The sequence below is a fragment of the Burkholderia sp. SCN-KJ genome (assembly GCF_024656005.1).
GTDB lineage: Bacteria > Pseudomonadota > Gammaproteobacteria > Burkholderiales > Burkholderiaceae > Burkholderia.
The window spans coordinates 87,394-112,325 of record NZ_JANKOG010000009.1; the positions used below are offsets into that span (position 1 = coordinate 87,394).

A 24,932-nucleotide genomic window follows, 5' to 3' on the forward strand; every position below is an offset into this window, starting at 1 on the left:
CGGCCTCCCAGATCACAGGTCCTGAAGCAGGTCGAAATCCGGGGCGCCCAGCGTCGTTCGCTGTTCCTGCTGGTTGATCTGTCCCATCGCGGCCGCACGGGCGGCCGCGAGTTGCGCCGCATTGCCCTGGGCCTGCGCCTGGGCGGCGCGGTCCTGCATCTGCTGCGCGACCTGACGCTGCATGAGCGCATGCAGGTCGACCATCTCGCCCGCGAGCACATTCGACTGCTGGTTGAGCATCTGCAAACCCTGCACAGCGCCTCCGACGTTCGGAATCTGCGACTGGATTTCCTGCAGGTTCTGCGCGCGGGTGGCCAGCGTGTCGAGGTTCTGCATGTCCTGGGTCAACTGCTGCTGATAGATCCCGCCACGCGTCGACGCGAGCGAGGTATAGGCGGATAGCCACTGCGCGGGCGACATGCCGGTCGTGTTCATCTCGGCGAGGCTGCGTCCGAAGAGCCCGTTCGTGGCGGTGGCGGCCTGTTGCAACTGCGTGATGGCGCTGGACAGCGACTGGAAGCTGGCGATCTGCGTGCGGTACGGCGCAATCGTCTGGTCGATCAGGGACGCAGGCACCTGTTTCAGGTTCTGGACCATCGTCACGTATTGCTGCAGGCGCGTGATCTGAGCCTGGACATTCTGTTCGACCATCTGCGCCTGCTGTGCGACGGATGAGACGAGTTCAGCATGATTCATCAATTGCGTGATCTCGGTCGCGCCGCCCGTCATGCCGCCACCCGCCCACGCCGCGCTGGTGAGCAGCAGGCCGGCCGCGAGGACCGTGCCGACCCGCGCCCTGAGGGCAACGGCGCGGTTATGCATGATCGACCTCCGTTGCGAAATCCGGCATCGCATCTCCGCGCGCCTGCGCGGCGGCCTCCTCGATGTAACGCGCTTTCCAGTCGGGACGGGCCGAATGCAGATGCCGGTCGAACAGGATCTGGGCGCTCATCTCGGAGCGCAGGATGGCAATCGAGACCGGGTCAAGGGGGATGGAGATCCGGCGCGATGCGCCGCCCTGTTCGGCGATGAAGTAGTCGCGTTTGGCGATGAGCTTCTGGATCGTGCGGATCTGTCCGTCGGACAGACCGAAGTCGCGCTGGTACGCCGTCTTCGCGGAGGGCGTGAAGTTCTCGACGGGCACGAACACGCGCACCAGCACGTTGTCGCGGATCTGCGGCCAGATCGGCGAGGACGATACCTGTTCGGGCGACTGGGCGTCCATCCACACGCAGCCGAGCTTCTTGCGCATCGTAACGATCCAGCTACCGATCTGCCGAGCAAAGCTTGCATCGTCGAGCAGGCTCCAGATCTCCGGGAGCATCACGAGCGTCGGGCCAATGACTCCCTGCGCGCGCCGCTGCTCAAGCGAATCCTGGATGCGATACGTGACGTACGAAAGGAAGGGGCGCGCGATCACGGGGCTCGCGAGAATCCGGTCGGTCGCCATCGACACCCAGTGTGAGTCGTCGAAGCTGTCCTCGACGTTGTCGAAGTAGTGCGCCTGCACGGCGGGTCCGATCCACATCGCCAGTTCGTCGGCAAGTGGCCCGGTTGGCAGCGACGCATGAATTGTGCGCAGCCGCCAGAGCCGCCGATTGCTGCGGCTACGCGTGGCGGCGAGTGCCTTTTCGAGCTCGCGACGATCGGCAGCGCTCACGCGATACGTGCCGCGCTGCTGCACCAGCAGAATGATCCATTCGACGAGGAATTCGAGGTGCCGAGGATCGGCCAGCAGCACGAGCGGGTTCATCTGCGCACGCTCGTCGGCGTGAATGCCGCTTGCCTCGCTGATCTCGCTAATTTCGGTTATCTGGCTGTCGAAGTGCATGTAACGCCCACCCTGCAGGATGGTCGGAATGCGCATCGACAGGTCCTTGTCGAAGCCATACAGCCACGCGTTCGGATACTTGCGAAAGAGGGTCGCGCACAGCAGCATGAAGATCGTTTTGCCGAAGCCTGTGCGCCCGCACACGAGCATGTGACCGACGTCGCCCAGGAATCCCGTGAACCAGTACGGCGTGCCGAACTCGGTCGGGAAGGCCGCGAGTGCGGGGCAGCGTTTCCCGGTTTCCTTCGTCAGGTGCGTGTTGATGCGGTGGCCGTCTGAAACACCGCGAAGCGGCAGCAGTCGCGCCAGTGCTTCGGTATCAATGAACGACCAGCGTGCGCATTCGCGCCACATGCCGGGAATGGTGGTGGCGAAAGCGGACAGGGCGTGCAGTGTTTCGCGCACCGGCGTGAAATGGGCCGCGCGCAGTGCTTCCTCGACCGCCTGGTGGGTTGCCACCGCCTGGGTCCACGCAGCTTCAGCGACGCGCCCGTCATCGAACGGATCGGTCTCGAACACCGGCGAGTACGAGAGCACGGACAGGTTGTAGTAGCCGTAGACCTCTTCAGCCATCTCGACCTTGCCCGCGCGACGGTTCGCGTCGTCGGCCGCAGCCGAGCGTGCCTGGTTCTGTCGCACGCCCGAGAGGTCACCGCCGCGCAGAGTCGCGGCGAGCAGTGACCGGGTATCAAGACGGCGTCCCTCGTGATAGCGCCGCACGCCGTCGATGAAGCGCATGGCAGCCGAGGGTGTGGTGAGCCGGAAGCAGTGGCTGATCGTCAGTTCCCCGGGCACCTTGAGCAGACCGTCGAGACTGGTCGGCAGCACGCTGTCAGGCCAGAAGTCCCGACGTGCCGGAATCCCCGCGGCGATTGCGAAGCGCTGCCGGCCGCCCGCGTAAAAGTGCAGGTAGTCGTGGCCGGGGCGGACCTCCGTGTCACACATCGCAGCGTCGAGTGCTGGGATGTCGGGGACGGGTACGGCTTCAAGGTGATCGGCGGGCGGCGCGGCGCACGCATGCATGAACGCGCCCAGCCGGTCACCGGAGAGGCGCCGGCAGTTCAGACGCGGATTGCCGGCCACGAAGCCGAACAGCGTGGTCTCGAATGTCTCGACGATGGCTGCGAGCTCCGATGCGGTGTACGCGAACAGGTACTGGTCGGAGAACGTGCCGCGCACAGCCTGCAGCAGCGACCGCGCGATGGAAAGCCCGTCGTGGGTCATGCCGTGCGTAACCTTGCCCGCGAAGCGGTCAATGCCGACGTCGGGTGCGAGCGTGAAAGTCACATGGTGACGGTTCGTATAGTTCGCGGCCTGCTCGAAAGTATCCCGCCGCGCATCATCGATACGCTGTGAGACGGGATCGGGCATCAGCGCGCTGAGATACCGTGCACTGCGACGACGGTGGACAGTCCACCATAGCGCGATGGGGCGACGCGCCATGTCGCGCAGCGACGTGATGAGGTTGTCCATCAACTCCAGGATGTGGCTCCCTGAGAGTGCGTCGGCGTCTGGCCCAGCAAATTCGTACGTCGCCATCAATGCAGAATCCTTGTTGACGACGAGCGAATCGCTGAAGCGGAACAGCCACGGCACCAACTCCGCGGTCGAGCGGCGATCGCCATCGGTTCGCTGGGCGATGCGCGCGAGCGACTCGGTATCAAACGGCGAGCGTGCGAAGGCGGGCATCAGCATGGCAGGCCTCGCGCGAATCCTTTCGGGCGGGCGTTGACCTTCTGCCGCAACACCTGGCGCGGTTCGTAGTAGTCGCCCTGGCGGCTGTATTTCGTGTAGCAGCGGATCTGGTCCGGGTCGCGCCGCACGGCGAGCCACAGGACCGGGTGCGTGACCAGCACCGCGAGCAGGACCCACGCGTTGCGCATGCCCGCGGCGAACGTGATGACGATCGCCGCCTGCGCAATGCACCAGCGGCGGTCAATGCCGAGCAGCAGGAACTGCTCGAGCATGGTCTTGCGGATGCGTGCTGCGAGCGGATCGTCAGGTTCGCCAGCTGCATCACGATGGTCGGCGTGCTGTGCGTCCATTGCGTGTGCCCTCAGATTCGCCCGTCAGAGCGTGCCGGTGCAGGCCGCGCCGTGGTTGAAGACCTGCGCCCAGAGCAGCGGCATGTTCAGGATCGCCAGCGTGCCAAGCACGCCGCGCAGCACATGCGTCTTGATGTTGCTTCGACCGTCGTCGAGCAGCCACAGTACGATCGAGCCGACCAGCGCCGAGAGCGACACGACTTCGAGCAGCTCATTGTCGAGCACGTCCTGGTAGACAGTGCACAGGCCTCCGTTCCAGATACCCGCGTGGGCCAGAACCGGGATCGAGCCGAGCCAGAGCGCCGCGAGGACGCTTCGCATCGTCGGCGCATGCGGGTGGACAAGAGCGTGCCACGCACAGCGGACCTCCCTGACATGGCGACCGATATGTCGACAGATACGGGAGACAATGCGCCGTGCTGAGGCAATGCGGGCACGGATGACTTCAGGCATGGGCCAACTCCTGTGCAATGGAATCTGCGTCGGCGTAGCGGGAAAACAGGCACCGTGTGACGTAGCGGTCGTTGTCGACGCCGAGCACTTCACGGATCTCGACGGGCCCGCGCACAGCGCCCTGCCGTTCGGCGTGCACGAAGAAGCGGAACGTGGAGGCGATCCGGTGGCGCAGATCGGTGATCGTCATCAGGCGTCCTTCATCGCTCATGCGGATCAGCGATTCGAGTCGTGCGGGTGCGGTATCGGCTGAGTCCGCATGAAACGACACGATGGAGCCTGGGTGCCCCGTGTTGAGCGCTTCCATCAGATCGAAGGCCTCGGCGCCGCGTACCTCGCCGACGATGATCCGGTCGGGGCGGATGCGCAGCGAGAAGCGCACGAGCTCGCGGATCGTGATGCCAAGACCGGTTTCGAGCGCCACATGGTTGCGGGCATGGACCTGAAGTTCGGCCGTATCCTCGATGGTGACGATGCGCTCATCCGGCGGCATTGCATCAATCATCGCGTTGAGCAGCGTCGTCTTGCCGGATGAGGTGCCGCCGGAGAAGGCGACGTTGATCCGCTCGTGCATCACCCACTGAAAGAACTCGCGCAGCGCGGCGCCACCGCGAGGCAGACGCGCCAGCAGCGCCGCGTCCCGGCGGCGGGTGAAAGGTGACCGTGTGTCCGGCAATACGTCAAAGGCGCCGCCGCGCTCGTATTCGGAAAGACCAATGCGACGACGCGCATGCCTGCGGATCGACAGCATGTCGCCGTGAACGGCGACCGGATGGCGGGCGGCCGCAAGGCGCAGGCCGGGCAGGCGGGCGTCGAGCAGCGGTGTCTGTGCCTTCGCATTGACGTTGGCGAGGATCGTGATCGCACGGTCGAGCGCGTCCGGGTCCAGATAGGACCCCGTGACGAACGAGATAGTGCCGTTGCGCTCGACGAAGATCGTGTCGGCGCGGTTGACCATGATTTCCTGTACGTCGGGATCGGCAAGCATCGGTTGCAGCGGACCGAGGTAGTCGTTGAGCACCTCGATCGCATATTCGTACGTCAGCCGGCTCATTGCCCGTTCCCCCATGCGATGGGTTCGAAAAGCCGGGCAATGAAGTCCGGTCTCGCTGGCCGCGCATCCACGACTTCCAGTTGTTCGGTCACGGTCGCGGGGGACACATGCAATTCGCGGTACACGCGCCGAGCATAGGCTATGCGTTTGTCGTGGGCGCCTGCGTTGTACGCGCCGATGGCGTCCCACGTGAGCCCGAGACGACGGATGTTTTGCGACAGGATCCACGCGCCGACATACGCATTGATGCAGCGGTCATGGAGGCCCGCGCGCGAGACGCCGAAGCGCGAGAGTGCCGTGAGCCAGCGGCTGTTGATCTGCATCAGTCCGATGTCCGTGGTGCCATCACCATTCAGATGGACGACGCCGGCTCGCTGGCCAGACTCCACGGTGGCAATCGCGCGGACCAGCCGGACATTGACGTGATGAAACCGTGCGGCATCGTCGAGGCAGTCGGCGCGGACTGTGTGCGTCACCACAACGAGCGATGCACATAGAGGCATCTTCCAGACACGCTTCACATCGACCTCAATCGGTTGGGGGTGCCATCAGAAAAAGAACCTGCCGGGAGCGGGGAGCAACCCGACAGGTCAACAGCGCGCGTCAGTCCAGGGGGGAGGACTGACGGCTTTACTGTAGGTAGCGCAGATGTGCAGATGGCTGGAATACCTGCACGGCAACGATGGCGCACGCGCGGTCATCTGTGACTGCGCGTGACCGTGCCATTCAGCAGGACCTGAAGCACAGGTGCTGTCCAGGGCGGAACAAAGGCGTCAGGAGAAGGCCGGAAAGGCAAGGGGAATAAAGGACGTCGTAAAGGGAAGGGTCCAATCCAAAGGCCGCGGGTGATGCTGGGATGAGTTGCATCACCCGCTCAAAGGCGCAAACGCCGAAGGGCAAAAAAGGACTGTGCAGCAACGGCGAAAAACGCCGCGGCCCTTGCCGCAGAAGGCTCAGAAAGGAGCATGGACTGCGCCCGGACGGCAACCCTCCGCCCGGCAGCGTGACTGCGCGGCACAGCAATTCGTCGTGCAGCCATTTGCGGCGGAGCCAGCAGCGCAATGCGTACCGTTGAACCATGGCGACCCTTGGAGTCGCCTGCCTCATTGCCAAGACAAATTCCCGTTCTGCCCGAATTCCCCTATGACATTCGCCAATGCGCTCACCTGGCTGAGATTGCCACGATCGTCGGCGGCGCAGGCGATACCGCCGGCGCCGCCCGCTGTGCCCCCCGCGTCGCCCGCCAAGCGCGGCATGCCGCCTTCACCGCAGTACCTGCCCGTACTGGAACACAGTGAGCTCATTCAACGAACGGGCGTCGCAGGGACGGTCCTGCGCATCGGCAGTAGTCTGGGGCTGTCGCCCGAAAGCGAACGGCGGGACGTGGAACCGTTGCTGCAGCGGCTCACGGAATTCGTGCAGCTCCTGCCCGCATCCGAGTCGCATCATCACGCGCAACCGGGCGGCCTTCTGATCCATCTGCTCGAGGTGGCGTGCTATGCACTGCATCTGCGCGAAGGCTACCGGTTGCCGCTGGGGGCGAGCCCTGAAGACCAGATGCGGCATGGCGCGCGGTGCAGTTATGCGGTGCTGGTTGCGGCGCTGCTGCATGACATCGGCAAGCCGCTCGCGGATCTGAAGATCGAACTGGCCGCTGGTCACGAGGTGCGGCCCTGGGTGCCGATGGCAGGCAGCATGAACGAGCAGGGTGGCGACTGGTATTGCGTGAATTTCCCGGCGCCCGGTGAACGTGATTACGGTGCGCATTCCCGGCTTGCCATCGTGTTGCTGCAACGCGTCGTGCCACCCGCTTCGCTGAGCTGGCTGGCCGGCTATCCGCCGGTGCTGCAGGAACTGGCGGCATACCTGTCCGGTGACTGCGGTGGGAAAGACAGCGCGAAAGATGGCGCGAAGAACTGCGCACTGGCGAAGATCGTGGGCGACGCGGATCGCCGCTCCGTCGCGGAAAACCTGCTGGCGGGCCCGCGTACGCGGTTTTCGACAGCGCGTGCAGTCCCGCTGATCGAGCGTCTCATGGAAGGACTGCGGCTGCTGCTGGCAGAAGGCGGTATGTCACTTAACCGTGCCGGCGCGACGGGCTATTGCGACGGCGAATCGCTCTGGTGCGTGGCCAAAACCCTGGCCGAGGCCGTTCGCAATTACCTCGCTTCGAATGAGGAACAACAGAGCGGCGCGGCGGGCATTCCGACGGACAACAACCGGCTCTTCGATACGTGGCAGGAATACGGCGCGCTGGTGCCCGCGCCAGAAGGCGGTGCAATCTGGACGATCGCGGTCGCGATAGGTGCCTGGACGCAGACGTTTACCGTCCTGCGCTTTCCGCTCACACGGCTCTATGCCGATCCCGCCCGCTATCCGCGTGCGCTTGCTGCCGGCACGATCCATGTCGTCGAACCTGGCGCCGAGCCGAAGCCGGCGGCGGAATCAGTCGGCAACGCTGATGGCGGTGCAACGCCCACGCCCGCAGACTCTGCCCCGCGAGCGTCATCGCCAGTGGCGGACGCCGCGACGACGGCGGTCGTGCAAAGCGACGAGGTGCCAGACACTGCGGGGTCAACCGCGCGCGGGGAGCAGGATTCGCCGGATCGGCATCAAGCCGACGATAACTCGCCTAGGTCGCAGGAGAGGGCCGCATTCGAAGCCGATTCCATCAACGAGGGTGAGCCCGCATATCTGCCGGACAGCGAGAGCGCCGCCGCGTTGAGTGACGACGCGGTCGTCGCCCGCGGCAAGGGCAGCGACGATGTGCCCCTACCGGATCAGGTGAGTGCGCCGGTCCGCCCGCGCGAGAAGGCGCGAGTTCCATCGCGATCCATTGCCGCCCGCGCGGGTGCGCGGCAGCCGCGGCCCAATGCGGAACGGTTCATGGCCTGGGTGCAGGAGGGGGTGGCCAATGGCGGATTGCCGTACAACGAATCGATGGCCCGCGTGCACTTTGTGCCGGAGGGCATGCTGCTGGTGACGCCGGCGATCTTCCGCGACTTCGCGCAGGCCCATCCCGAGTCGATCGAACAGACGCCGGCTGAAGATGGCCGGATGCCCGAGCCATGGAAGCAGGTCCAGCGCGATTTCCAGAAGTCCGGCTATCCGGTCACGGCCGATGCTGGCGGCACCGGGCGTTCCTACCTGCTCCACTACAACATCAAGGGCGCCGGCGGCCGTCAATTGTCCGTGATGCTCGTGCCCGAGCCGGAGCGGTTCTTCAATCCCGTGCCGCCGCCGAACGCGATGATCCAGTCGAAGCAGAAGGCGGTCGTAGCGGAAGACGCGGCCCCGGTCGAAGACTGAACCGGGAACGCAGGCTGCGGCGATGGCGTATCCGGTCGAGAACCTATTCCGCAAACCGGTCGAGTTGCTCTCATCCGTTGCGGCGCTCGCTGCGACAGGCATCCTCTGGTCCCACCCGGCGCTCTTCCTCATCACGCCCGCCACGGGCGGCGTCACGACGCTTGCACTGCTCTCACTCGCCTGGACTCGCGGGCGACAGGCGTGGCGGCTGATCCGCTTCCAGCGCAACCTGCGGTGTCTGCCGCAATATGTCATTCCTGCGGCTGACATTCCATGTTCCGCGAAAGAGGTGTTTCTCGGACGTGGCTTTCGCTGGAGCGTCATTCACACGCAGCGCCTGTATCAGGCCCGTTTTCCCGAAAACTGCCGACTGCTTGCCCGCAATGACCTGTACGACCGGGCTCGAGATCATGAGCGGCAGCATCCCGGGAGCCGGATCGCGCGTGTGACGCGACGCGAGGCATGGTGGAATCCTGTCGCGCCGTTGCCGCCGCTCGGTGGCGATCCTGCGTTACATGGCGTCGAGCCGGACGAGCGGAACATCTGGTTCGACATCGGCGAGCGCGTCGGGCACATGGCGGTGCTGGGCACGACGCGCGTGGGTAAGACCCGGCTGTGCGAGGTCCTTGTTGCCCAGGACATCCGTCGCGGTGACATCGTGATCGTGTTCGATCCGAAGGGCGATGTTGACCTGTTACTTCGCATGTACGCCGAGGCGAAACGTTGCGGACGGGAGGGCGAGTTCACGTTTTTTCATCTGGGCTATCCAGACAAGTCCGCGCGCTACAGCCCGATCGGCACCTACTCGCGGATCACGGAGGTCGCGACGCGCATCGCCGGCAACCTGCCGAAGGAGGGGCAGTCGGCCGCATTCCGTGACTTTGTCTGGCGCTTCGTGAACGTGATGGCGCGAGCCATGAGTGCGCTCGGTATCCGTCCGACCTACGAGATGATCTACCAGAACGCGGTGAACATCGACGGGCTCGCGTTAAGGTACTTCCGCTTCTGGCTCAATCGCGATCACGCCGGCTGGGAGGAAGGGCTGGAGCCTCTCGACAAGGAAGAGGCGAAGCAGGCGATGCGCCTGCAGCGCAACCAGGAGGTGCTGCAGGTAGCGAACCTGATACGGAAGCAGGGCTGGACCGATCCGATCGCAAACGGGTTGCTGTCGGTCATCAGCAACGAGCGCTCGTATTTCGACAAGCTCGTCTCGTCGCTCTATCCGCTCCTGGAAAAGCTCACCACAGGACGCACGTCCGAGCTGCTATCGCCTGACTATGAGGACCCTCACGACCCGCGCCCCGTCTTCGACTGGAACCGGGTGATGGACCGTGGCGGCATCGTGTACGTTGGACTGGATGCGCTGTCCGACTTCGAGGTCGCGGGCGTGGTCGGCAACGCGATGTTTGCCGATCTGACGTCGACCGCGGGCCGCATCTACAAGTACGGGCACGGCTACGGACAGAGCACGGCGAGCGCCCGTCGGCGCGTGTCGATTCACGCGGACGAGTTCAACGAACTGGTCGGCGACGAGTTCGTGCCGATGGTGAACAAGGCGGGCGGTGCGGGCTATCAGGTCACGGCCTACACGCAGACGAGCGCTGATCTCGAGGCGAAGATTGGCTCACGCGCAAAGGCCGAGCAGATCTTCGGCAACTTCAACACGCTGGTGATGCTGCGCGTGAAATACGTGACGACCGCGAGGATCCTGACGGACCAGCTGCCGATGGTCGACGTGAAATCGCTGACGCTCGCGTCGTCGGCGACGGACGCGGTGCGGCGCGGCGAAGGTGTGCATTTTACGGCGCAGACGCACGACCAGGTTTCGGTGCGGCAGGTGCCGATGCTGCAGGCGGCCGACCTGACGCAATTGCCGAAGGGCCAGGCGTTTGCGCTCGTCGAGGGCGGCCAGCTTGTGAAGGTCCGGCTGCCTCTGCTTGACGCCCATGATCCGGTCATGCTGCCCGGGCTCGACGACGTGGTGGAGGACATGCGCTCACGCTATACGTCCTATGTCCAGGCGGTGTCGGCTTTCGATGACTCGGGCGGTGTGGCGCCCGATGCCATCGGCGGCGCGGTGGGCAGTTTTATGCCGGTGGGCGCGAAGGTCGGCGCTCCGCAATCCACGACCGAGCCGTGGGCGGTGGAAGGCAAGGGCGCGGGATTCTGACGCGACGGGAACGAACATGGCGGCGAAGACGCGTGATGGAAACGCCGATGGCGTGAAGTCGTTTTTCTGGGTCGTCGATCTGGCGATCCACGTTGCACTCTGGCTGCTGCTCGCTAGCATTCTCGCAGTGCTGGCGGATCTGATGGCCGCACATTTCCTGTGGCGTGATGACCCGGTAGGCGGGATACAGGAGATCCTGCGCTGCTACCTGAACGAGACGACCGATCCCGGCTTGGCCGGGCGGGCAGCGGACTTTGCCTACTGGAGCTGGTTCGGCTGGACCGGCATCGGTGCGTCGGCGCGGGCGTGGGAGGCAGGCGTTCTGCCGTCACAGGGTCTCGGCTCATACCTGCGGCCGGCGTTTTCGGGGGCGACGCGCGAGGCGCTCGTGGTTGCGATGTACGGTGTCAAGCTCTTCGGCGTTCGCATGGCGATGTTCGCGATGACGGTTCCGCAGTTCGTCCTCGCGATTGCCGTCGCGCTGGTTGACGGGCTCGTCGCGCGAGACGTGAGACGCGCGCAGGGTGGGCATGAATCCGCGACCCGTTACCATCACGCAAAGCACCTGCTGATGTTTGGCGTCGTCCCGTTGACAGCAATCGTCTGGCTGATCGCGCCGGTACGGCTACCGATCTGGCTGCTTTTCTGGCCTGTCTCGATGATGATCGTAATCGCGGTATGGAACATGGCGAAGTACTTCAAGAAGTACACATAGGTTGCAATTTGTCGCCCTATACTTCGCCCATGAAAAAAGAGAACAGACAGGTCATCCAGCGACGTGTGATGGTGAGGCGCTCGCCTGTGCATGGGCGTGGCGTGTTCGCATTACGGGCACTTGAAGCCGGCGAACGGATTTTCGAATACAAGGGTGAGACGACCGAGTGGGCGGCGGCCGTCAGGCAGCATGAAAGCATTGGCACAGCTGGCCACACGTATTTCTTCGGCCTGTCCGACGGACGCGTGATCGACGGCGGGCGTAGGGGAAACAGCGCGCGCTGGTTGAATCACTCATGCAACGCCAATTGCGAGGCGCTGGAGATTGAAGACCGCGTATTCATTCACGCGTCGTCGGCAATTGCCCCCGGCGAGGAACTGTTTCTGGATTACCAGTTGGTCGTTGACGAGCCAGCAGACGAAGAAGCCAGACTGAGCTACGTCTGCCGGTGCGGCGCGTCGGGATGCCGGGGTACGATGCTGGCTGTGGGCTCGTGATGTTGCACGCGGAGAATCAGCGGCCCGATGGTAGCGCCGACGCCGACCGCTCTCGCGCCGCGGTGCGCTTCGCGAGCCACGCTTCCAGTTCCGACTCACGCCAGCCGGTTGCGCGTTCTCCGATGCGGATGGGGCGCGGGAACTCTCCGCGGCTGATCATTGCGTAGATGGTGGCACGGCACAGGCCGATCTTTTTCACGACATCCTTCATGCGCATTACCTGATCCATTTTGAACGACTCCGAGTCGCACTTGCCATCTCCGATTATCCACGGAGTTCGGCTGTCCGCAATGGACGACCGCAGGGGACACCGTGACACGATGGACGGCACGGCGACATCAATGCAGCTTTGCTGGTCGAGAGAGATACAATCTTGTTACACTTAATTGCATATTCATCGATGATGACCGACGCACCCCCGCGAACGGTCGGCGAGCGCTAAATTCAGTTTCCCATATCACGCTCGTTCCCCTATAAGCGGGTGGGAGCATCAACGGCGATCAGGTTACGGTGAAAGCACGATATCGCAGAGTTTGGCAAAGAACACGGCGAGCCGCTCGCGCCATGACGGTCATGATCATCTCTGCGGATCTAAGGACCGCGCTTTTGAGGGGCAATGAAAGTGAATTTCGAACGGCTGGTATGGACACACTGCATCCCTGCTGATCCCATCGTTTGGGTGTCCGTCAATGCGATCGACATGTCGTGGCAGCACGATAAGGGGCTCTATGTTGGGCCCGGTGGCAAGGGCGGCCAGGATGATCGCTATGCATTCTTCGGAAAGTGGCTCGCGGCAAATCTGCATCGCCCCATTCAGGTACCGGAGATCGGCCTGAACCGCGACGAAGTGGCTTTTTCAAACGGGCGGCACCGATTCGCTTGGTTTCGTGATCATGGACTCCTGGACATGCCAGTGGCAGTTGACCCGGCAATCGTCGAGTCCTTTCGAGCGCGCTTCGCAACGCCACGGCCAGTTGCCAGGCAGCATGAGACGAAGTTCAGCACTTACCCAGGCGATTGACGCCCACGACCCTGACAAGCTGCTTGTGAATCAAAGGGGTAACCTCGCTCTTCATCAGGCGCTGGTTGTGTATCTGGGCATCAACGACACGCACATGCGTCAGGCGTGATCCAGCCTGCGCTGTACCCTGCGATTGGGAAGGCCGGTAAGGCTGTCGTGGATAGCGAGTGGTGACTGTGATCCCGGGCTTTCAGCAAGCCAACGGTATCCCGTTGCTGCGCATGGCAAGAGCCGCACTCGCATGCGGAATAGTCGGGGGCGTGCAGACTGCGTGGCAGACGATCTGCAATTTAACCTGAAAACGATCGGCGCAACTGCGCCCCGCACGGCCGGTAGCCGATGGTAAAGAAGACGAGAACAAATCAGTAACCGACTTGAAGGCGATTGCGGCAACCGGTGGTGGCGACGTCGTGTTGATTTCTCCGGTCGAAAAGCACAACTGAGACGGGGCCAATGGGACTGTTGTACCGTGGCGGGTGCGAGGAAGATGACGGGATCAATGGCGGCAGGCTGCGGCCGAAGGGGAAGCGGAGTGAGGTTAGCCTCACGCGTGACGATGCGACTATTCTGCAGTCGCAACGGAGAGAAGGGATTATGAGGGACGCGACGATAATGCGATATCCGTCGGAGACCAACGCCGTTCGTTCGCAGCACATTCAATCGGGACTCGACGACAACTATTTGGTATCGTTCACCCGCTCCATAGATAAGGCGTGCGCATATGCGACGAGGACCGCCGATGGGGATCGGACGAACGGTTCTTGATCCTATGTGTAGGAGCGAGCGAAAATTCAATGCGTGAAAGTTATAAGAAATTTAGCGAGTTTTTACGCAAGCAGCCAGTTGCAGGGGCCTGCCACCTAGTGTGGAACTCGTTTAGTAGGATTGGAGAGCAGGCCTCATCTTCAAGCGAAACACAGTCAAATTGCGAAATACACGACTGGGAGCTCGAACTCCTGGCGCGAGAAGTTCTGTTGCGATGCCGTCGACCGTTTTTCGCGAACGGAGTGATAGAGAGAAACTTCGTGCCGAAGAGCATCAACTACATTAGGAAGATAAAGAATACCATTTCGGCGAAGAATGTGAGCTCGCCCCATGCCGCGATCAAGATAGTTTTTACATTGTTTCATGAGCAATTTCAATGGCAGGATGAGGATTTCTTGGCTAAGGCCGCGCGCTACAGGAAGATTTTCGCGCATCCTCTTACAAAAGAAGCCGTAGAAGAAGACCTGCGAATTTCGCTCAAAAGTCTTTACATTATGGGGATTGCGATTGCAGGCTCTCTGGCTTATCAGATGGGAGTGCAGTGGCGAGACTACTACCGGCTTCCCGAGGTTCCACGAGATCACGTTGAACGATTCTTCGAACTTTGCGCGGCCGAGCGAGACGAATTGCGCTCACAAATTCGGGCGGAGCAGAAATATGACAAGACTTGGGCGCTAACGTACAACCCGCTTCGTGGAAAGCCGTTGTTCTACAGCTCCGAGCGCCCACAGATAGTGTTCGGTTTCAGCAGCAAGTTGCTCCTGTGGCGAATCACAGAGGGGGTGTACTACGACGTCGCGAAGGGCCGTTCAGGCTTCGGAAAAGCTTTCGGGACTGCTTTTGAACATTACGTTGGCGATGTTCTGAAGACAGTGTTCACAGCTCCGACGTTTCATCTGATGGCAGAGACGTCTTTTGACGTGAAGAAAGGGCACGGGCGCGCTGGCTCAGACTGGCATGTTAGCGATGAAAGCTGTCACGTTTTCATTGAATGCAAGACGAAGCGAATCAGGCTTACGGCAAAGACGGACATGGACCACGAGCATTTTGCAGAAGACCTGCAAAAGATGGCCGAGTTCGTCGTTCAGAACTACAAGAACATTCACGAAGCCCGGATTGGCGTTAGACCAGACTTTCCCAATCGTGACTTGCCGTTTTTTAACGCGATCGTGACGTTGGAAAACTGGCGATTGGGTCATCCTCTCATCGCGCCAGAGTTGCGGAGACTTGTCGTGGACGAGTTGGAACGGGAGAGATTGCCACTATCGCTGCTGTCAGAGTGCCCGTACCGCGTCTTCAGTGCCCAGGAGTTCGAGATGTTCTCTCAGGATGCCGCGCGCCTAGGGTTGGAGTCCATGTTTGCGAAGCCAGAAACCGTCACACGCGGTCCCTACAGGTCACTGTTCCACGATGAGGTGTTTCAGTTGCTGCCTGAAGATGCCCGACCGAAGGTCGATAGCTGAGGCGACGCATCCCAGGCGACCTCAGAACTTGTGTCAAAGTCTTTTGTCGCGAGGCGGCGGCGCCGCTGGAAGAGCCGTGTTTGTGTCAAATTTTTTTTGGTAGGGATTCGATCATGTCCGTCGCGAAGCGTATGATTTTGTTCGCCGCGTTGTGTCAAACTCTATTGCCCATTCACACATGGAAACAAGATGACTGTTGAAATGCCAGCATGTGCTCCGTGCCCGAAGTGCCGGGAGCGAGAACGAATCACGTCGGTGAAGGCAGCTAGCGTCGGATATATGCAATGTGATGCTTGCGGATACATGGGCCCCGAGCTAATGGCTAAAACTGGTACGCCAGAGCATCTGTTTGTGGCGGCTGTCGTGCGGGCATGGAACAACGAGCCGCGTTGAACGGGAAACAAATGGCTAACTACGACGTAGATTTTTCGTACAGCAAGACCGCGACGCCCGACGCGATCGATGTGCATATGGTGATGTATTCGGTACTTGGAGTACCAGACCGTCTCACCGGAAAAGCTTTGCTGGATCACATCGAGGCATATCTCCGTCGGGAAATTCGCGATATAGCAAAGATCGAGGGACTGGGCATCCGTGGCGGCTAAGGTACTTGCCCAGACGGCGGACGGACCCGCCCTGTGATTTACCGCTTACGGGACCGGGCACACCATGGAAAGCAAAAGGAGTCGGAAATGGCAGATGTTGGCGTCGAAGTGAGGATCAAGGATTCGCTGGTGAACGAGTTCGTGAAATCGGAGTGGTATGGCGAGTTACCCGAGGGCGTCGTCGCTCACCACATAACAGCGAGCGAATGGCCGTCTGTGAAGGGACGACTGGACGCTCGCGGGATTAAGTACAAGTGGCGAGAGTTGACCCTGAATGCCCCTCTCAATGTCGAAAACGGCGCCGATTGGTAGGAAAACGCATGGATCTCTATACAAAAAAACGGGATGCCGCTTCAAGTCGCGAATGATTTTGTCTACAGCAGATCCGGTGTACCGGTCGGGAGAATTCGCGGCGACAGAGTGTTCGGTCCAGACGGCCGTTATGTCGGTTCAATCGTGGGAGATCGACTGGTGTTTCGGTCCACTCAGAGCGCTGCCGTAGGGTCACCGTTCTCGGTGGCGCACCGCGCGGGCTCAGCGAGAGCACATCGAGTTGGGTCCGCTGTGTGGGGCGAAGAACCCGACATTCCGGACTGAGCAGTCGTGAAAAACGGATAGTGTGTCATGGACGCGATCGAGATTCCTGCCATCGAATTTCCGCAATGGATGCGATGGGCACATCGAGAGCGGCCGTCGCGGGATTTCGATGTCCCGGTTGGCTTCGGGCTGTTGGGCATCTACATGTTGGCAACAAGCGAGGTCGATGCCGGATCGACGGCCGGTGGGGATAGGTACCTTGACGAAGCAGTGATCTACATCGGGATGTCGGCGCACGTCGAGCAACGATTAGAACAATCACATGAGGCGGTCAAGGCGTACAAACAGCAGTCTGGTGATCTTGCCGCAAGCAATCTTCGATTCACGATTTGGCATTCCGGCGCGACCAAGGGACCGTACGAGCGAAAAGTCCCCGCCGTCGAAGCTGCGACAATAGCTGTGTACGAACGCGTGCTGTTGCTCAAGTATGCGGAAAAGTTTGGTCGGTTGCCCCGATTCAACGGACTGTAGATCGCCACGGAAAAAACAGGACCATATGAGCGAACTCGAACAACGTCAGGCTGCAAGAGCGAGGAGCAAGCGAGCGTTTGAGCTCAGGACAAGTACGAGGCGCGAAGAGCAAGATCTGGAATGGGCTCTGCAAAATAAAGAAATCACTGAGCGTCAAGCTAAGAGCATCCGGAAATTTTGGGAGATAGCGGCACAAATCCGGCAACGATCGCCTTCCGTTGCGGTGCAGGGCGACGCTGGGCAATACATTGGCGAGATGAAGCCGCTGGCTGACTCCGGACGATGGGCGGCGTGGCGATACGGGCCGGAGTATGAGAATGGACCTGTCATCCACGAAACCGAGCAGGCAGCACTTCGCTATGTGAAGAAGGGCGACAAGTTGAGCCCGGTCGAGGAACTAATATCGCGGATTCGTGGCGACTATGGCCGATGGGTTTTGGTTGAGCTGTATTCGGGCCGATGGGCTCCAATTTGGCATGCCTGCTGTGACGATGAGGGATACTGCCGACTCATACTCAGCGAAGGATTTTTCGACGCTGACAACCCGAGCTTTCCGACGCCTCACGAAGCACTTGCCAAGATCGTTCAGGGATATGAAGAGGAAGCTGCAGAGGTCGGACAGTGGGTTTTGAGCGATGAAGCTCATGGGAACGACATAAGGCGAGCACGAAACGAGATGACGAAGCGTCAAACTGCTATACGCGATTCGGAACACGCGGTCAAGAAAGCGCTTGGGAGGGCAAGCAAAGACCATTTGTTCGTGCAGATCGACGGTGCACTTATAGACGCGACTATGACCGTTACTACGGTACCTGCGGACGAAGTCGGTCCATCTCATCGAAAGTATCGCTACGATTTATCCGACGGGCGGTCAGTCGCTTACGGGTATTCAAAGCGGGAGGCATTGGACAGGCTTCTTGAGGTGGGGAAAGAGCGCGGTTGGGCAATCTATCAGCGATTGACATAGGAAAATGGTAGGAACGTGATTGCTCCCACTCAGGTCGTCGGATAAACCACTTTTTCGTTGCGACTAGAGAAGTCGTCGCTCCAAATCAGTCTGATGGGATGCTTACTCTTGCTGTTCAGGGACAGGGCCGCGATGAGCTCTACTGACTGATGCGCGTCCAGTATTTCCAGCGGAAACTTCGAATCAATGTCTGATTGAATCAGGCAGCCATTGCCTTCCGGAAACTCCATGGTTACGTTGCGAGCTGCCGATTTTCCCTTATTCCAGATTTTCAGTCGACGATCATTGCTTCCGATCTTGATGAATGTCGCGCCGAGATCGGCTTTCCGGAAATTGAGGGCTTCACTGGTTTCTTTTTCCAGCAGCAGCCTGTTTAACCGTTCCTGGCTTTCAATGACCTGCTTTTGCTTCTGATTAAACCGGAACGTCATCCAGGTGGAGTAACCAGATGTTAGCGCCGATGTAAAAATGACCCAGCTCGCCGAAGTAAACCTGACCCACCTCGGGGGAGCAAGATGGCGGCTTTTTGCCGCCGATGCTGAGTCAGGAGCAAGCAGTGGAAATCAAGGTGTTGGCAAGACGTGGAATGGGCGTGCGGGAGATAGCGAGGCAGATGGGTATTTCGCGCAATACGGCGCGTCGCTATCTGCGTGACGAACAGGCCGGGCACTACAAGCAGCGCGAGCCGCGTGCGACGAAGCTTGAACCGTTCAAGAGCTACGTGCTCGAGCGAGTGGCGGCTGCGCGGCCGCACTGGATTCCGGCGACGGTGCTGCTGCGCGAACTGCGCGAGGCCGGCTACGAAGGCGGCATCAGTCAGCTAAAGGCATTCCTCGTGCCGCACAAGCACGCCGAAGCTGAGCCGGTGGTGCGCTTCGAGACGGCGCCGGGCAAGCAGATGCAGGCCGACTTCACGGTCATACGTCGGGGCCGCGCGCCGCTGCTGGCGTTGGTGGCGACGCTTGGCTACAGCCGTGCGAGCTTCGTGCGCTTCACTGCCGGCGAGGATGCGACGACGCTGTGCGAGTGCCTGCGCGAAGCGTTCGTCCACTTCGGTGGCACGCCCGAGCAAGTGCTGTTCGATAACGCGAAGTCGGTGATTATCGAGCGCGACGCGTTCGGCGAAGGCCAGCATCGATGGAATACGCAGTTGCTCGCACTGGCGGAAACGTGCGGCTTCACGCCGAAGGTATGCCGCCCCTATCGAGCCAAGACCAAGGGCAAGGTCGAACGTTTTAACCGCTATCTGAAGGAGAGTTTCGTGGTACCGCTGGCCGCTACCCTCAAGCAATCGGGCCTTACGTTGGATGTCGACGCCGCGAACGCGCACATCGGGCGCTGGCTCACGGAAGTCGCCAACGTGCGCGTACATGCCACGACACGCGAGCGCCCGGCAGCGAGGCTGATGGTTGAACAGGCAGCGTTGCTGCCGCTGTCTGCAGCGACGATGGTGCCCTTACCGGCGACACCCAGGCCACGCCGCGTATTGCCGCGCGAGAGCTTGCAACATCCGCTGGCGGTCTACGACGCGCTGCTGGAGGTCGCCGCATGAATTTACAACACGAACGCATTGCCAGCCTATGCTCGCAACTCAAGCTCGACTGTGTTACCCGCGACTGGGGCTCGCTCGCGCAGCACGCTGCAACTCGCGATGCGAGCCTGGCCGACTTCCTGGAGCAATTGCTGCAGGCGGAATTCGATGCGCGCGAAGAACGTAAGCGGCAGACGCTCACGAAGCTCGCGTCGTTGCCGAGCATCAAGACGCTGGAGCAATACGACTTCGGTTTCGCCAGCGGCGCACCGCGCGCGCAGGTTCAGGAACTGGCCAGCCTGGCGTTCATCGAGCGAGCCGAGAACGTCGTGCTGCTCGGGCCGTCCGGCGTTGGCAAGACGCACATCGCGAGCGCCTTGGCCTATCGCGCGACCCAGGCGGGCATCAAGACGCGGTTCATCACGGCCGCCGACCTGATGATGCAACTGGCGACGGCGCGGCAGCAGAACCGGCTGAAGGAGTTCTTCAATCGAGCGGTCGTCGGGCCGAGACTGCTCGTGATTGACGAAATCGGCTATTTGCCGTTTGGGCGCGAGGAAGCGGACCTGTTCTTCAACGTCGTCGCCAAGCGCTACGAGCGCGGCGCCATCGTGTTGACGAGCAACCTACCGTTCACGCAATGGGCCTCGGCGTTCGCCGACGACCAGACGCTGACGGCAGCCATGCTCGACAGACTGTTGCATCACGCGCACATCGTGCAAATCAGCGGCGAGAGCTACCGCTTGAAGGACAAACGAAAAGCAGGACAGACGGGAACGCGGGCGGGCGCGAAGGCAGCCGCGTAACAGGGGCCCGGGTGGGTCAGTTTTACTTCGGCGATTCGTCGAAAAGTGGGTCAGATTTAAATCGGCGTTGACAACCAGACAACAGCAGGGCGCCTGTGGCGATCGCGTCGCCAACGCTGATCGAGAAGGGCATCACTGAATCTTGACGTGTTTGTTGCCAGCAAACGCCTTCTTCAACGATTCGTGCAATTCCTTGTGAACATCCTTCACAACGGCCTCACGAATCTCCTTGATATGCGCTTGCATATTTTCACCGTTTGCCCTGGTCAGATCGTCCTTGGAGATTTCCAGTCCGCAATTGTCGCAGCTGAGTAACTCACCGGGCTGCCCATCCACACCATCATGCGAGAACCCGGTATTTCCGCAAGTCGGACATTGAAGAGTGATCGAGCGGCTATATTTGCCTGCGTTGAGAGTCATCCAATTTCTCCTGTAGTGAAGTTTCGACCCGCAATAGCTGTGATGCCACAGTGGTGGTCCAACGACCGACAGAATGGCACGGTTACGTACCGTGCATGCGACAGACCCAACCATTCCCACGCTATTATAGGGCTCGAATAGCCCGGAAGAGTTCGGCCTGGTAGAGAGCATCGTGCAGCGCATCGTGGTCCCCCTTGAGCGACGGCTTCAGAGTTTGCGCAATCTGGCTTGACCGTGTGCCACTCCAGGTACTCCTTACGGTGCCCATGTACAGGGATTTGATGTCAAGGGCAGCAAAACCGAACGGGTTCTTACCCAAGTAGCGGTGAAAGTAGTAGTTAACAAACGACCAGTCGAATGCAGCGTTAAATCCCACGAAAATAGGGTCCCCATCAACGCCAGCAACAAGCGCAACCCATTCCTGGAAGGCCTGCATGGCGGCCTGCGGTTGGAGCCCATCGTTTTCAAGGCGCTCCAGCGATAACCCGGTGACCTTCAGTGCAGCAGGGTCGGCGTTGCGGGTGGTCGGCTTCAATTCGCATGCAAAAGTCTGTGCTGGTTCGTCTGCGTTGCAGGCGCCGATCGAGAGCAGGCTGTATTCCCCCGGAATCGGTCCGGCAGTCTCGACATCGACTGATATATAGATTTCGCGCGGGCTGGTCATGGAATTAGCGGCTCCGTCGGGACAAGGGTGGGACGGTTTCTGACTGCCTCCCAATGTTTGCGAAGCTCGCGGCGCCGCTCCTCGACACTTCCTGTCGTTTTCCAGTGATGACCGGAAAACGTGGTGATGTCGAACGGGTGTGCGGTGCCTGCCTTCGCCATCAACATGGTCGGCAGGCCGCGACCAAGCGCATAGCCGAGTTCCAGAAAACAGTTCGGACGCGAGCCCGTTATGTCGGCCAGAACAATACTGCTGCGATGGAGCTTTGCGAAAATCTCCTGATCGATGCGGGCGTGATCGAAGGCCTGGTACCCGTCGATGGTGACCATCTTGTACCGCAATTCGTCCTCAATGACGGGTTGCACGACAGTGTCGAAGAATGCCTGCACGTCGTTGAAGTCCTCGTGCTCAGGGTTGAGGAGCCTGACCACAAATGCCTTGGGTGGCGCCAATGCCTCAAGCAACGCCATCAGGTCATCGACGCTCTCCGGTACGGCCTGTCTGGGTGGCATCTCAATCCGGTTGAGCCACCCGTGTGAAGACAGCGCGGTGTCCGTCTGGAACAGACGCGTCGCATTGTTTCCTGCAAGCCCGAAATCAAAGAGGCGAAGCGAGCCTGATTGCGTCGATCCGAGCTTCAGGTTGAGCGGAATCACGGGCTTGCCTGCATCGTGATAGATGTTAGCCAGGAACAGAACACCCTCACCGCCGCCCAAGGTGATGAGCATGTCGCCATGACGCGCCTGCATCTCCATGCGCTTGCTGTTCATGTTCCACAGCGCCGCGCTTTCGATCTGGACCAGTGGCGAGCCGCGTAGCGAGCTCCACAGTGCCGCGTGCTGTTCGGGAATCTGCGTTTCGGTCTTGTGATGCTTGACCGCGATGACAAGCGGGTTCGGCGCACCCTCCGGACGGGCATGCAGATGCTTGTGGACGGTTTCCCAGACCAGCCAGTCGAAACAGATGGGCAAGCCGTCCTCGCGAAGCTTTTCTGCATCGACGGGGATGACGAACGTCGCTCCCTTGCGAATCAGTTCCTTCACCAGCGACTCGACAATCGCGCGAGCGCGCCTGACTTCGTCCGCTGACGCGAGCGCGGGGTCCCCTGAAATGCTGCCGGTAATGTGAACGCGCCGGCCAAAGAGGGCGGATCGGGTCATTACCTGTCCTCCATGATGGGCGACGGGCGCAACGACAACGCGGCTTCGTGAAGATGCCGGAAGGCGAGCGGGATGTCCGGGAAGGCCTTGGCCATAGCGGCGGGATACAGGCGCGTGCGGATATCCGAATAGGTCCACGCCGGCAGTTTGGCACGGGCGCCCGTAACGGCCACGAGATCCTCGATCTGCTGCTGCGTGAGACCGAGTCCGTCGAGATCCATCGAGAACAGCTCGCGGCGCTCGGCGTCGCCGGGGCGCGCGAATTCCTCGATGACGGCGGCGCGGCGCTGCAGGGCCGCATCCAGCACCGACAGCCGGTTGGTGCAAAGGAATACGACAACACGGCCCCCGAAGCGGCGCAGATCGTCGATACACTGGATCAGCGTGTTGACCGCTACCTTGTCTTCGTGATGGCTATGCTCCTGCGTGCGCGCTGCTGCCAGCGAGTCGCCTTCATCGATCACAAGGATGGCGCGGCGCGCCTTGCCTGCTGACTGCGTCACCTCCTGAAATGCCTGGGTCAGGAGCGTGCCCATCTCGCCGACCTTGCCGCTGCCGCGCACGCGGTTGCTGAGCCTGAAGAGCAGGGAGTCTTCCGTGCGTGACTCCCTAGCCAGCCTGTTTGCGATGCATTCGGCCGTCGCCGTCTTGCCGGTGCCGACATCGCCGTAAAAGATCACGAGCGGATACTGTTCGGCGACGAGATCGCACAGGACCAGCCTTTTCCTGTGGTGCTTATTGCTCCACTCTGCCAGGTCGCCCAGATTGAGCAGCAGGCGAAGCTGGTCATGGATCTGCGTATAACGTGCGTCAAAACCCAGCAGCGTTTTTTCACGCGCCGCGAGACCCGCATCGGGCAGCGGCGTTCTGGCATCGAAAATGGTCGTCTGTGTCATCAGTTGAAATCCTTTCGCTGCATGCCGTATCCGTTGCTTACGTAATCGCGGCCGCTACCCGACGTCAGACTTGCATGGCTCGTGTCTGCATTACTCGCGACCCAGCCAATGCGCAGGCGACTCTTCGTCTTTTCCCTGGCCGCCGCGTCGTACGCATCGGTGTAGGACAGGATGATGCGCAGTTCGGCACCGGGGATTTCTGGCCACAGGACGCCGCCAGGTCGGCTTGAGGACAGCTCACCGGAATCGGTATTCACGACAAAGCGCGTCGCCCGGATTTCGACTCCCGCGTACAGCAGGGTGAGGTCGACCATCCTGAGGTATCCGTTCTTCGCCAGGACTTCGATATCGTGAGCCCAGTTCCGTGCTTTTTCTTCGGTCACCGCTTTGGTGCTTCCCGCGATCATTAGCAGGTCGGCGCAAACGCGCCGCATGACGATCTCGATATCGGCAACCGAATAGGTTTCGGTGGAGGCGTAGGTCTCGCTCATGCTGACTCCCCGACCGTGAAGCGCGGCCCGAACAGTTCTTTCCAGATCTCGATTTCTTCTTCCGTCGAGGCGAACACGGCCGTTTCCCATGCCTCGTGTGCCGCTGCAACAATCTCCTTGCGCTCCACCTCGGAAATCCGGCTGGCGACATTGTTGGTGTTGCAGACGGGATCGAGGATCACCACCGGATCGGAAAAAGTCGGGACAACGTTGCCGTTTTCGGGGAACGTGATGACCTCCTTCAACCCCGACTGGGCGATGTACAGCAGAAAGTCGCGAAAACGTTTCTCGAGCGTGCCCGCCGTGCCGTTCTTGGCCAGAACGTGCGCCATGATCAGTTCGATCGCAAACGACTTGAGCGGCTTGAGTTCGACGCGGTTGCGCCACTTCTTCGCCAGACGCACAAGCGTGCGAAAGTCTGGATCCGCGTTCTTCCGGTCACGCACGAACCTGATCTGGCACGGCGCGCAGGTCTGCACGCGGGTGCCATCATGAATATCGAACTGCCAGCCGTAACCCGCACGGGTAGGGTCTTCGATCACAGGCACGATGTCGACGCTCAGCCCGCTGCCTGCAAAGGTGACGGTGGCTGCCTTGCGCTGGATCTGGAAATCCTCGACGGACTTGTTCGGATAGAGCTTGATCAGTGCGTCATAGATGGTCTGGCTAAGGCTTGCGAGCGTTTCCTGGCTCACGCTGCGTCCCGAGATATAGAACACCACGTCGACGTCGACCGGGTCTTCCGAGGTTTTCCGCAGGATCGTGAACTTGGCGAAAGAGCCTGCCTTGACCACTTTCGTGATCTTGATGTCCGTCTGCTCGTGAAGCTTTTTGCTCAGCGCCGCCACAAGCCGGTCGACCTGTTCGTGATACGCCTTGCGCCTGTCGGAAGGCAGACGCAATACGGTGCTGTCGTAGTATCGGATCTCGGTATTGCTCAGTGGCATATGGTCTCCGCGGCAGTGCGAGGTTGAGCCGGATCCGGATCGACGCCGTGCCTG

At 60.9% G+C, this 24,932-nt stretch carries 27 protein-coding genes; 13 read left to right on the top strand and 14 right to left on the bottom strand.

Annotation, left to right across the window (positions count from 1 at the left end):
* Positions 1-12: 12 nt before the first annotated feature.
* The 6 genes from NQV17_RS16815 to NQV17_RS16840 form a co-directional block, all read right to left on the bottom strand.
* Complete coding sequence (locus NQV17_RS16815) at positions 13-822, bottom strand: conjugal transfer protein TrbJ (protein ID WP_257773106.1); 810 nt, start codon at positions 820-822, stop codon at positions 13-15.
* Positions 815-3,526 (bottom strand): VirB4 family type IV secretion system protein, encoded by a 2,712-nt coding sequence (locus tag NQV17_RS16820; RefSeq protein ID WP_257773107.1) that lies wholly within the window; start codon positions 3,524-3,526, stop codon positions 815-817. Before NQV17_RS16820 ends, NQV17_RS16815 begins: the two co-directional genes overlap by 8 nt.
* Entirely contained in the window at positions 3,520-3,876 is a 357-nt protein-coding gene (locus NQV17_RS16825; protein ID WP_257773108.1) for a VirB3 family type IV secretion system protein, read from the bottom strand. Before NQV17_RS16825 ends, NQV17_RS16820 begins: the two co-directional genes overlap by 7 nt.
* A 24-nt stretch (positions 3,877-3,900) precedes the next feature.
* Positions 3,901-4,197 (bottom strand): hypothetical protein, encoded by a 297-nt coding sequence (locus NQV17_RS16830; protein ID WP_257773249.1) that lies wholly within the window; start codon positions 4,195-4,197, stop codon positions 3,901-3,903.
* Positions 4,198-4,321: 124 nt separating this feature from the next.
* Positions 4,322-5,383, bottom strand: a complete 1,062-nt coding sequence (locus tag NQV17_RS16835; protein WP_257773109.1) for a CpaF family protein — start codon at positions 5,381-5,383, stop codon at positions 4,322-4,324.
* Complete coding sequence (locus NQV17_RS16840; RefSeq protein WP_257773110.1) at positions 5,380-5,904, bottom strand: lytic transglycosylase domain-containing protein; 525 nt, start codon at positions 5,902-5,904, stop codon at positions 5,380-5,382. Before NQV17_RS16840 ends, NQV17_RS16835 begins: the two co-directional genes overlap by 4 nt.
* A 622-nt stretch (positions 5,905-6,526) precedes the next feature.
* Here NQV17_RS16840 and mobH point away from each other — a divergent pair.
* The 4 genes from mobH to NQV17_RS16860 are packed head-to-tail and all read left to right on the top strand — an operon-like array spanning position 6,527 to position 12,074.
* Entirely contained in the window at positions 6,527-8,692 is a 2,166-nt protein-coding gene (gene mobH / locus NQV17_RS16845) for a MobH family relaxase (RefSeq protein WP_257773111.1), read from the top strand.
* Between the two features lie 22 nt (positions 8,693-8,714).
* On the top strand, positions 8,715-10,862 hold the full coding sequence (traD, locus tag NQV17_RS16850) for a type IV conjugative transfer system coupling protein TraD (protein WP_257773112.1): 2,148 nt from the start codon (positions 8,715-8,717) through the stop codon (positions 10,860-10,862).
* A gap of 16 nt (positions 10,863-10,878) precedes the next feature.
* Positions 10,879-11,577, top strand: a complete 699-nt coding sequence (locus NQV17_RS16855) for a DUF4400 domain-containing protein (protein ID WP_257773113.1) — start codon at positions 10,879-10,881, stop codon at positions 11,575-11,577.
* Positions 11,578-11,606: 29 nt separating this feature from the next.
* The gene (locus tag NQV17_RS16860; RefSeq protein WP_257773114.1) at positions 11,607-12,074 is read left to right on the top strand and encodes an SET domain-containing protein; all 468 of its coding nucleotides are present in this window, start codon (positions 11,607-11,609) and stop codon (positions 12,072-12,074) included.
* A 16-nt stretch (positions 12,075-12,090) separates the two neighbouring features.
* Here the strand turns inward: NQV17_RS16860 and NQV17_RS16865 are convergent, their stop codons facing one another.
* The gene (locus tag NQV17_RS16865; RefSeq protein WP_257773115.1) at positions 12,091-12,303 is read right to left on the bottom strand and encodes an AlpA family transcriptional regulator; all 213 of its coding nucleotides are present in this window, start codon (positions 12,301-12,303) and stop codon (positions 12,091-12,093) included.
* Positions 12,304-12,690: 387 nt separating this feature from the next.
* On the opposite strand from NQV17_RS16865, the gene NQV17_RS16870 reads away from it, so the two are divergent.
* The 7 genes from NQV17_RS16870 to NQV17_RS16895 all read left to right on the top strand — a co-directional run bounded on the left by NQV17_RS16870 (position 12,691) and on the right by NQV17_RS16895 (position 17,963).
* Positions 12,691-13,095, top strand: coding sequence for a hypothetical protein (locus tag NQV17_RS16870; RefSeq protein WP_257773116.1), 405 nt, complete (start codon positions 12,691-12,693; stop codon positions 13,093-13,095).
* Between the two features lie 453 nt (positions 13,096-13,548).
* Positions 13,549-13,860, top strand: coding sequence for a hypothetical protein (locus tag NQV17_RS38080; protein ID WP_374692724.1), 312 nt, complete (start codon positions 13,549-13,551; stop codon positions 13,858-13,860).
* Between the two features lie 260 nt (positions 13,861-14,120).
* Complete coding sequence (locus tag NQV17_RS16875; RefSeq protein WP_257773117.1) at positions 14,121-15,323, top strand: hypothetical protein; 1,203 nt, start codon at positions 14,121-14,123, stop codon at positions 15,321-15,323.
* 404 nt (positions 15,324-15,727) lie between these two features.
* Positions 15,728-15,928 (top strand): hypothetical protein, encoded by a 201-nt coding sequence (locus NQV17_RS16880; protein WP_257773118.1) that lies wholly within the window; start codon positions 15,728-15,730, stop codon positions 15,926-15,928.
* Positions 15,929-16,015: 87 nt separating this feature from the next.
* Positions 16,016-16,240 carry a hypothetical protein gene (locus tag NQV17_RS16885; RefSeq protein WP_257773119.1) on the top strand — a complete coding sequence of 75 codons (225 nt, stop codon included), beginning with the start codon at positions 16,016-16,018 and terminating at the stop codon, positions 16,238-16,240.
* A gap of 312 nt (positions 16,241-16,552) precedes the next feature.
* Positions 16,553-16,996, top strand: a complete 444-nt coding sequence (locus NQV17_RS16890; RefSeq protein ID WP_257773120.1) for a hypothetical protein — start codon at positions 16,553-16,555, stop codon at positions 16,994-16,996.
* Positions 16,997-17,021: 25 nt separating this feature from the next.
* Positions 17,022-17,963 carry a hypothetical protein gene (locus NQV17_RS16895; protein ID WP_257773121.1) on the top strand — a complete coding sequence of 314 codons (942 nt, stop codon included), beginning with the start codon at positions 17,022-17,024 and terminating at the stop codon, positions 17,961-17,963.
* 29 nt (positions 17,964-17,992) lie between these two features.
* Here NQV17_RS16895 and NQV17_RS16900 read toward each other — a convergent pair whose 3' ends face one another.
* A complete protein-coding gene (locus NQV17_RS16900) occupies positions 17,993-18,394 on the bottom strand; it encodes a hypothetical protein (protein ID WP_257773122.1) in 402 nt (133 codons plus the stop codon).
* Between the two features lie 104 nt (positions 18,395-18,498).
* Here NQV17_RS16900 and istA point away from each other — a divergent pair, with 104 nt between their 5' ends.
* Positions 18,499-19,515 (top strand): IS21 family transposase, encoded by a 1,017-nt coding sequence (gene istA / locus NQV17_RS16905; protein WP_257773123.1) that lies wholly within the window; start codon positions 18,499-18,501, stop codon positions 19,513-19,515.
* A complete protein-coding gene (istB, locus tag NQV17_RS16910; protein ID WP_257773124.1) occupies positions 19,512-20,300 on the top strand; it encodes an IS21-like element helper ATPase IstB in 789 nt (262 codons plus the stop codon). The genes istA and istB overlap by 4 nt, the downstream gene beginning before the upstream one ends.
* A 132-nt stretch (positions 20,301-20,432) precedes the next feature.
* Here istB and NQV17_RS16915 read toward each other — a convergent pair whose 3' ends face one another.
* The 6 genes from NQV17_RS16915 to NQV17_RS16940 all read right to left on the bottom strand — a co-directional run bounded on the left by NQV17_RS16915 (position 20,433) and on the right by NQV17_RS16940 (position 24,878).
* Positions 20,433-20,720, bottom strand: a complete 288-nt coding sequence (locus NQV17_RS16915; protein WP_257773125.1) for a hypothetical protein — start codon at positions 20,718-20,720, stop codon at positions 20,433-20,435.
* Positions 20,721-20,844: 124 nt separating this feature from the next.
* Entirely contained in the window at positions 20,845-21,384 is a 540-nt protein-coding gene (locus NQV17_RS16920) for a 3'-5' exonuclease (RefSeq protein WP_257773126.1), read from the bottom strand.
* Positions 21,381-22,544, bottom strand: a complete 1,164-nt coding sequence (locus NQV17_RS16925; RefSeq protein WP_257773127.1) for a hypothetical protein — start codon at positions 22,542-22,544, stop codon at positions 21,381-21,383. Before NQV17_RS16925 ends, NQV17_RS16920 begins: the two co-directional genes overlap by 4 nt.
* Positions 22,544-23,440, bottom strand: a complete 897-nt coding sequence (locus NQV17_RS16930) for an ATP-binding protein (RefSeq protein WP_257773128.1) — start codon at positions 23,438-23,440, stop codon at positions 22,544-22,546. Before NQV17_RS16930 ends, NQV17_RS16925 begins: the two co-directional genes overlap by 1 nt.
* Positions 23,440-23,931, bottom strand: a complete 492-nt coding sequence (locus NQV17_RS16935; protein WP_257773129.1) for a hypothetical protein — start codon at positions 23,929-23,931, stop codon at positions 23,440-23,442. The genes NQV17_RS16930 and NQV17_RS16935 overlap by 1 nt, the downstream gene beginning before the upstream one ends.
* Complete coding sequence (locus NQV17_RS16940) at positions 23,928-24,878, bottom strand: CBASS oligonucleotide cyclase (protein WP_257773130.1); 951 nt, start codon at positions 24,876-24,878, stop codon at positions 23,928-23,930. The genes NQV17_RS16935 and NQV17_RS16940 overlap by 4 nt, the downstream gene beginning before the upstream one ends.
* Between the last annotated feature and the right edge of the window lie 54 nt (positions 24,879-24,932).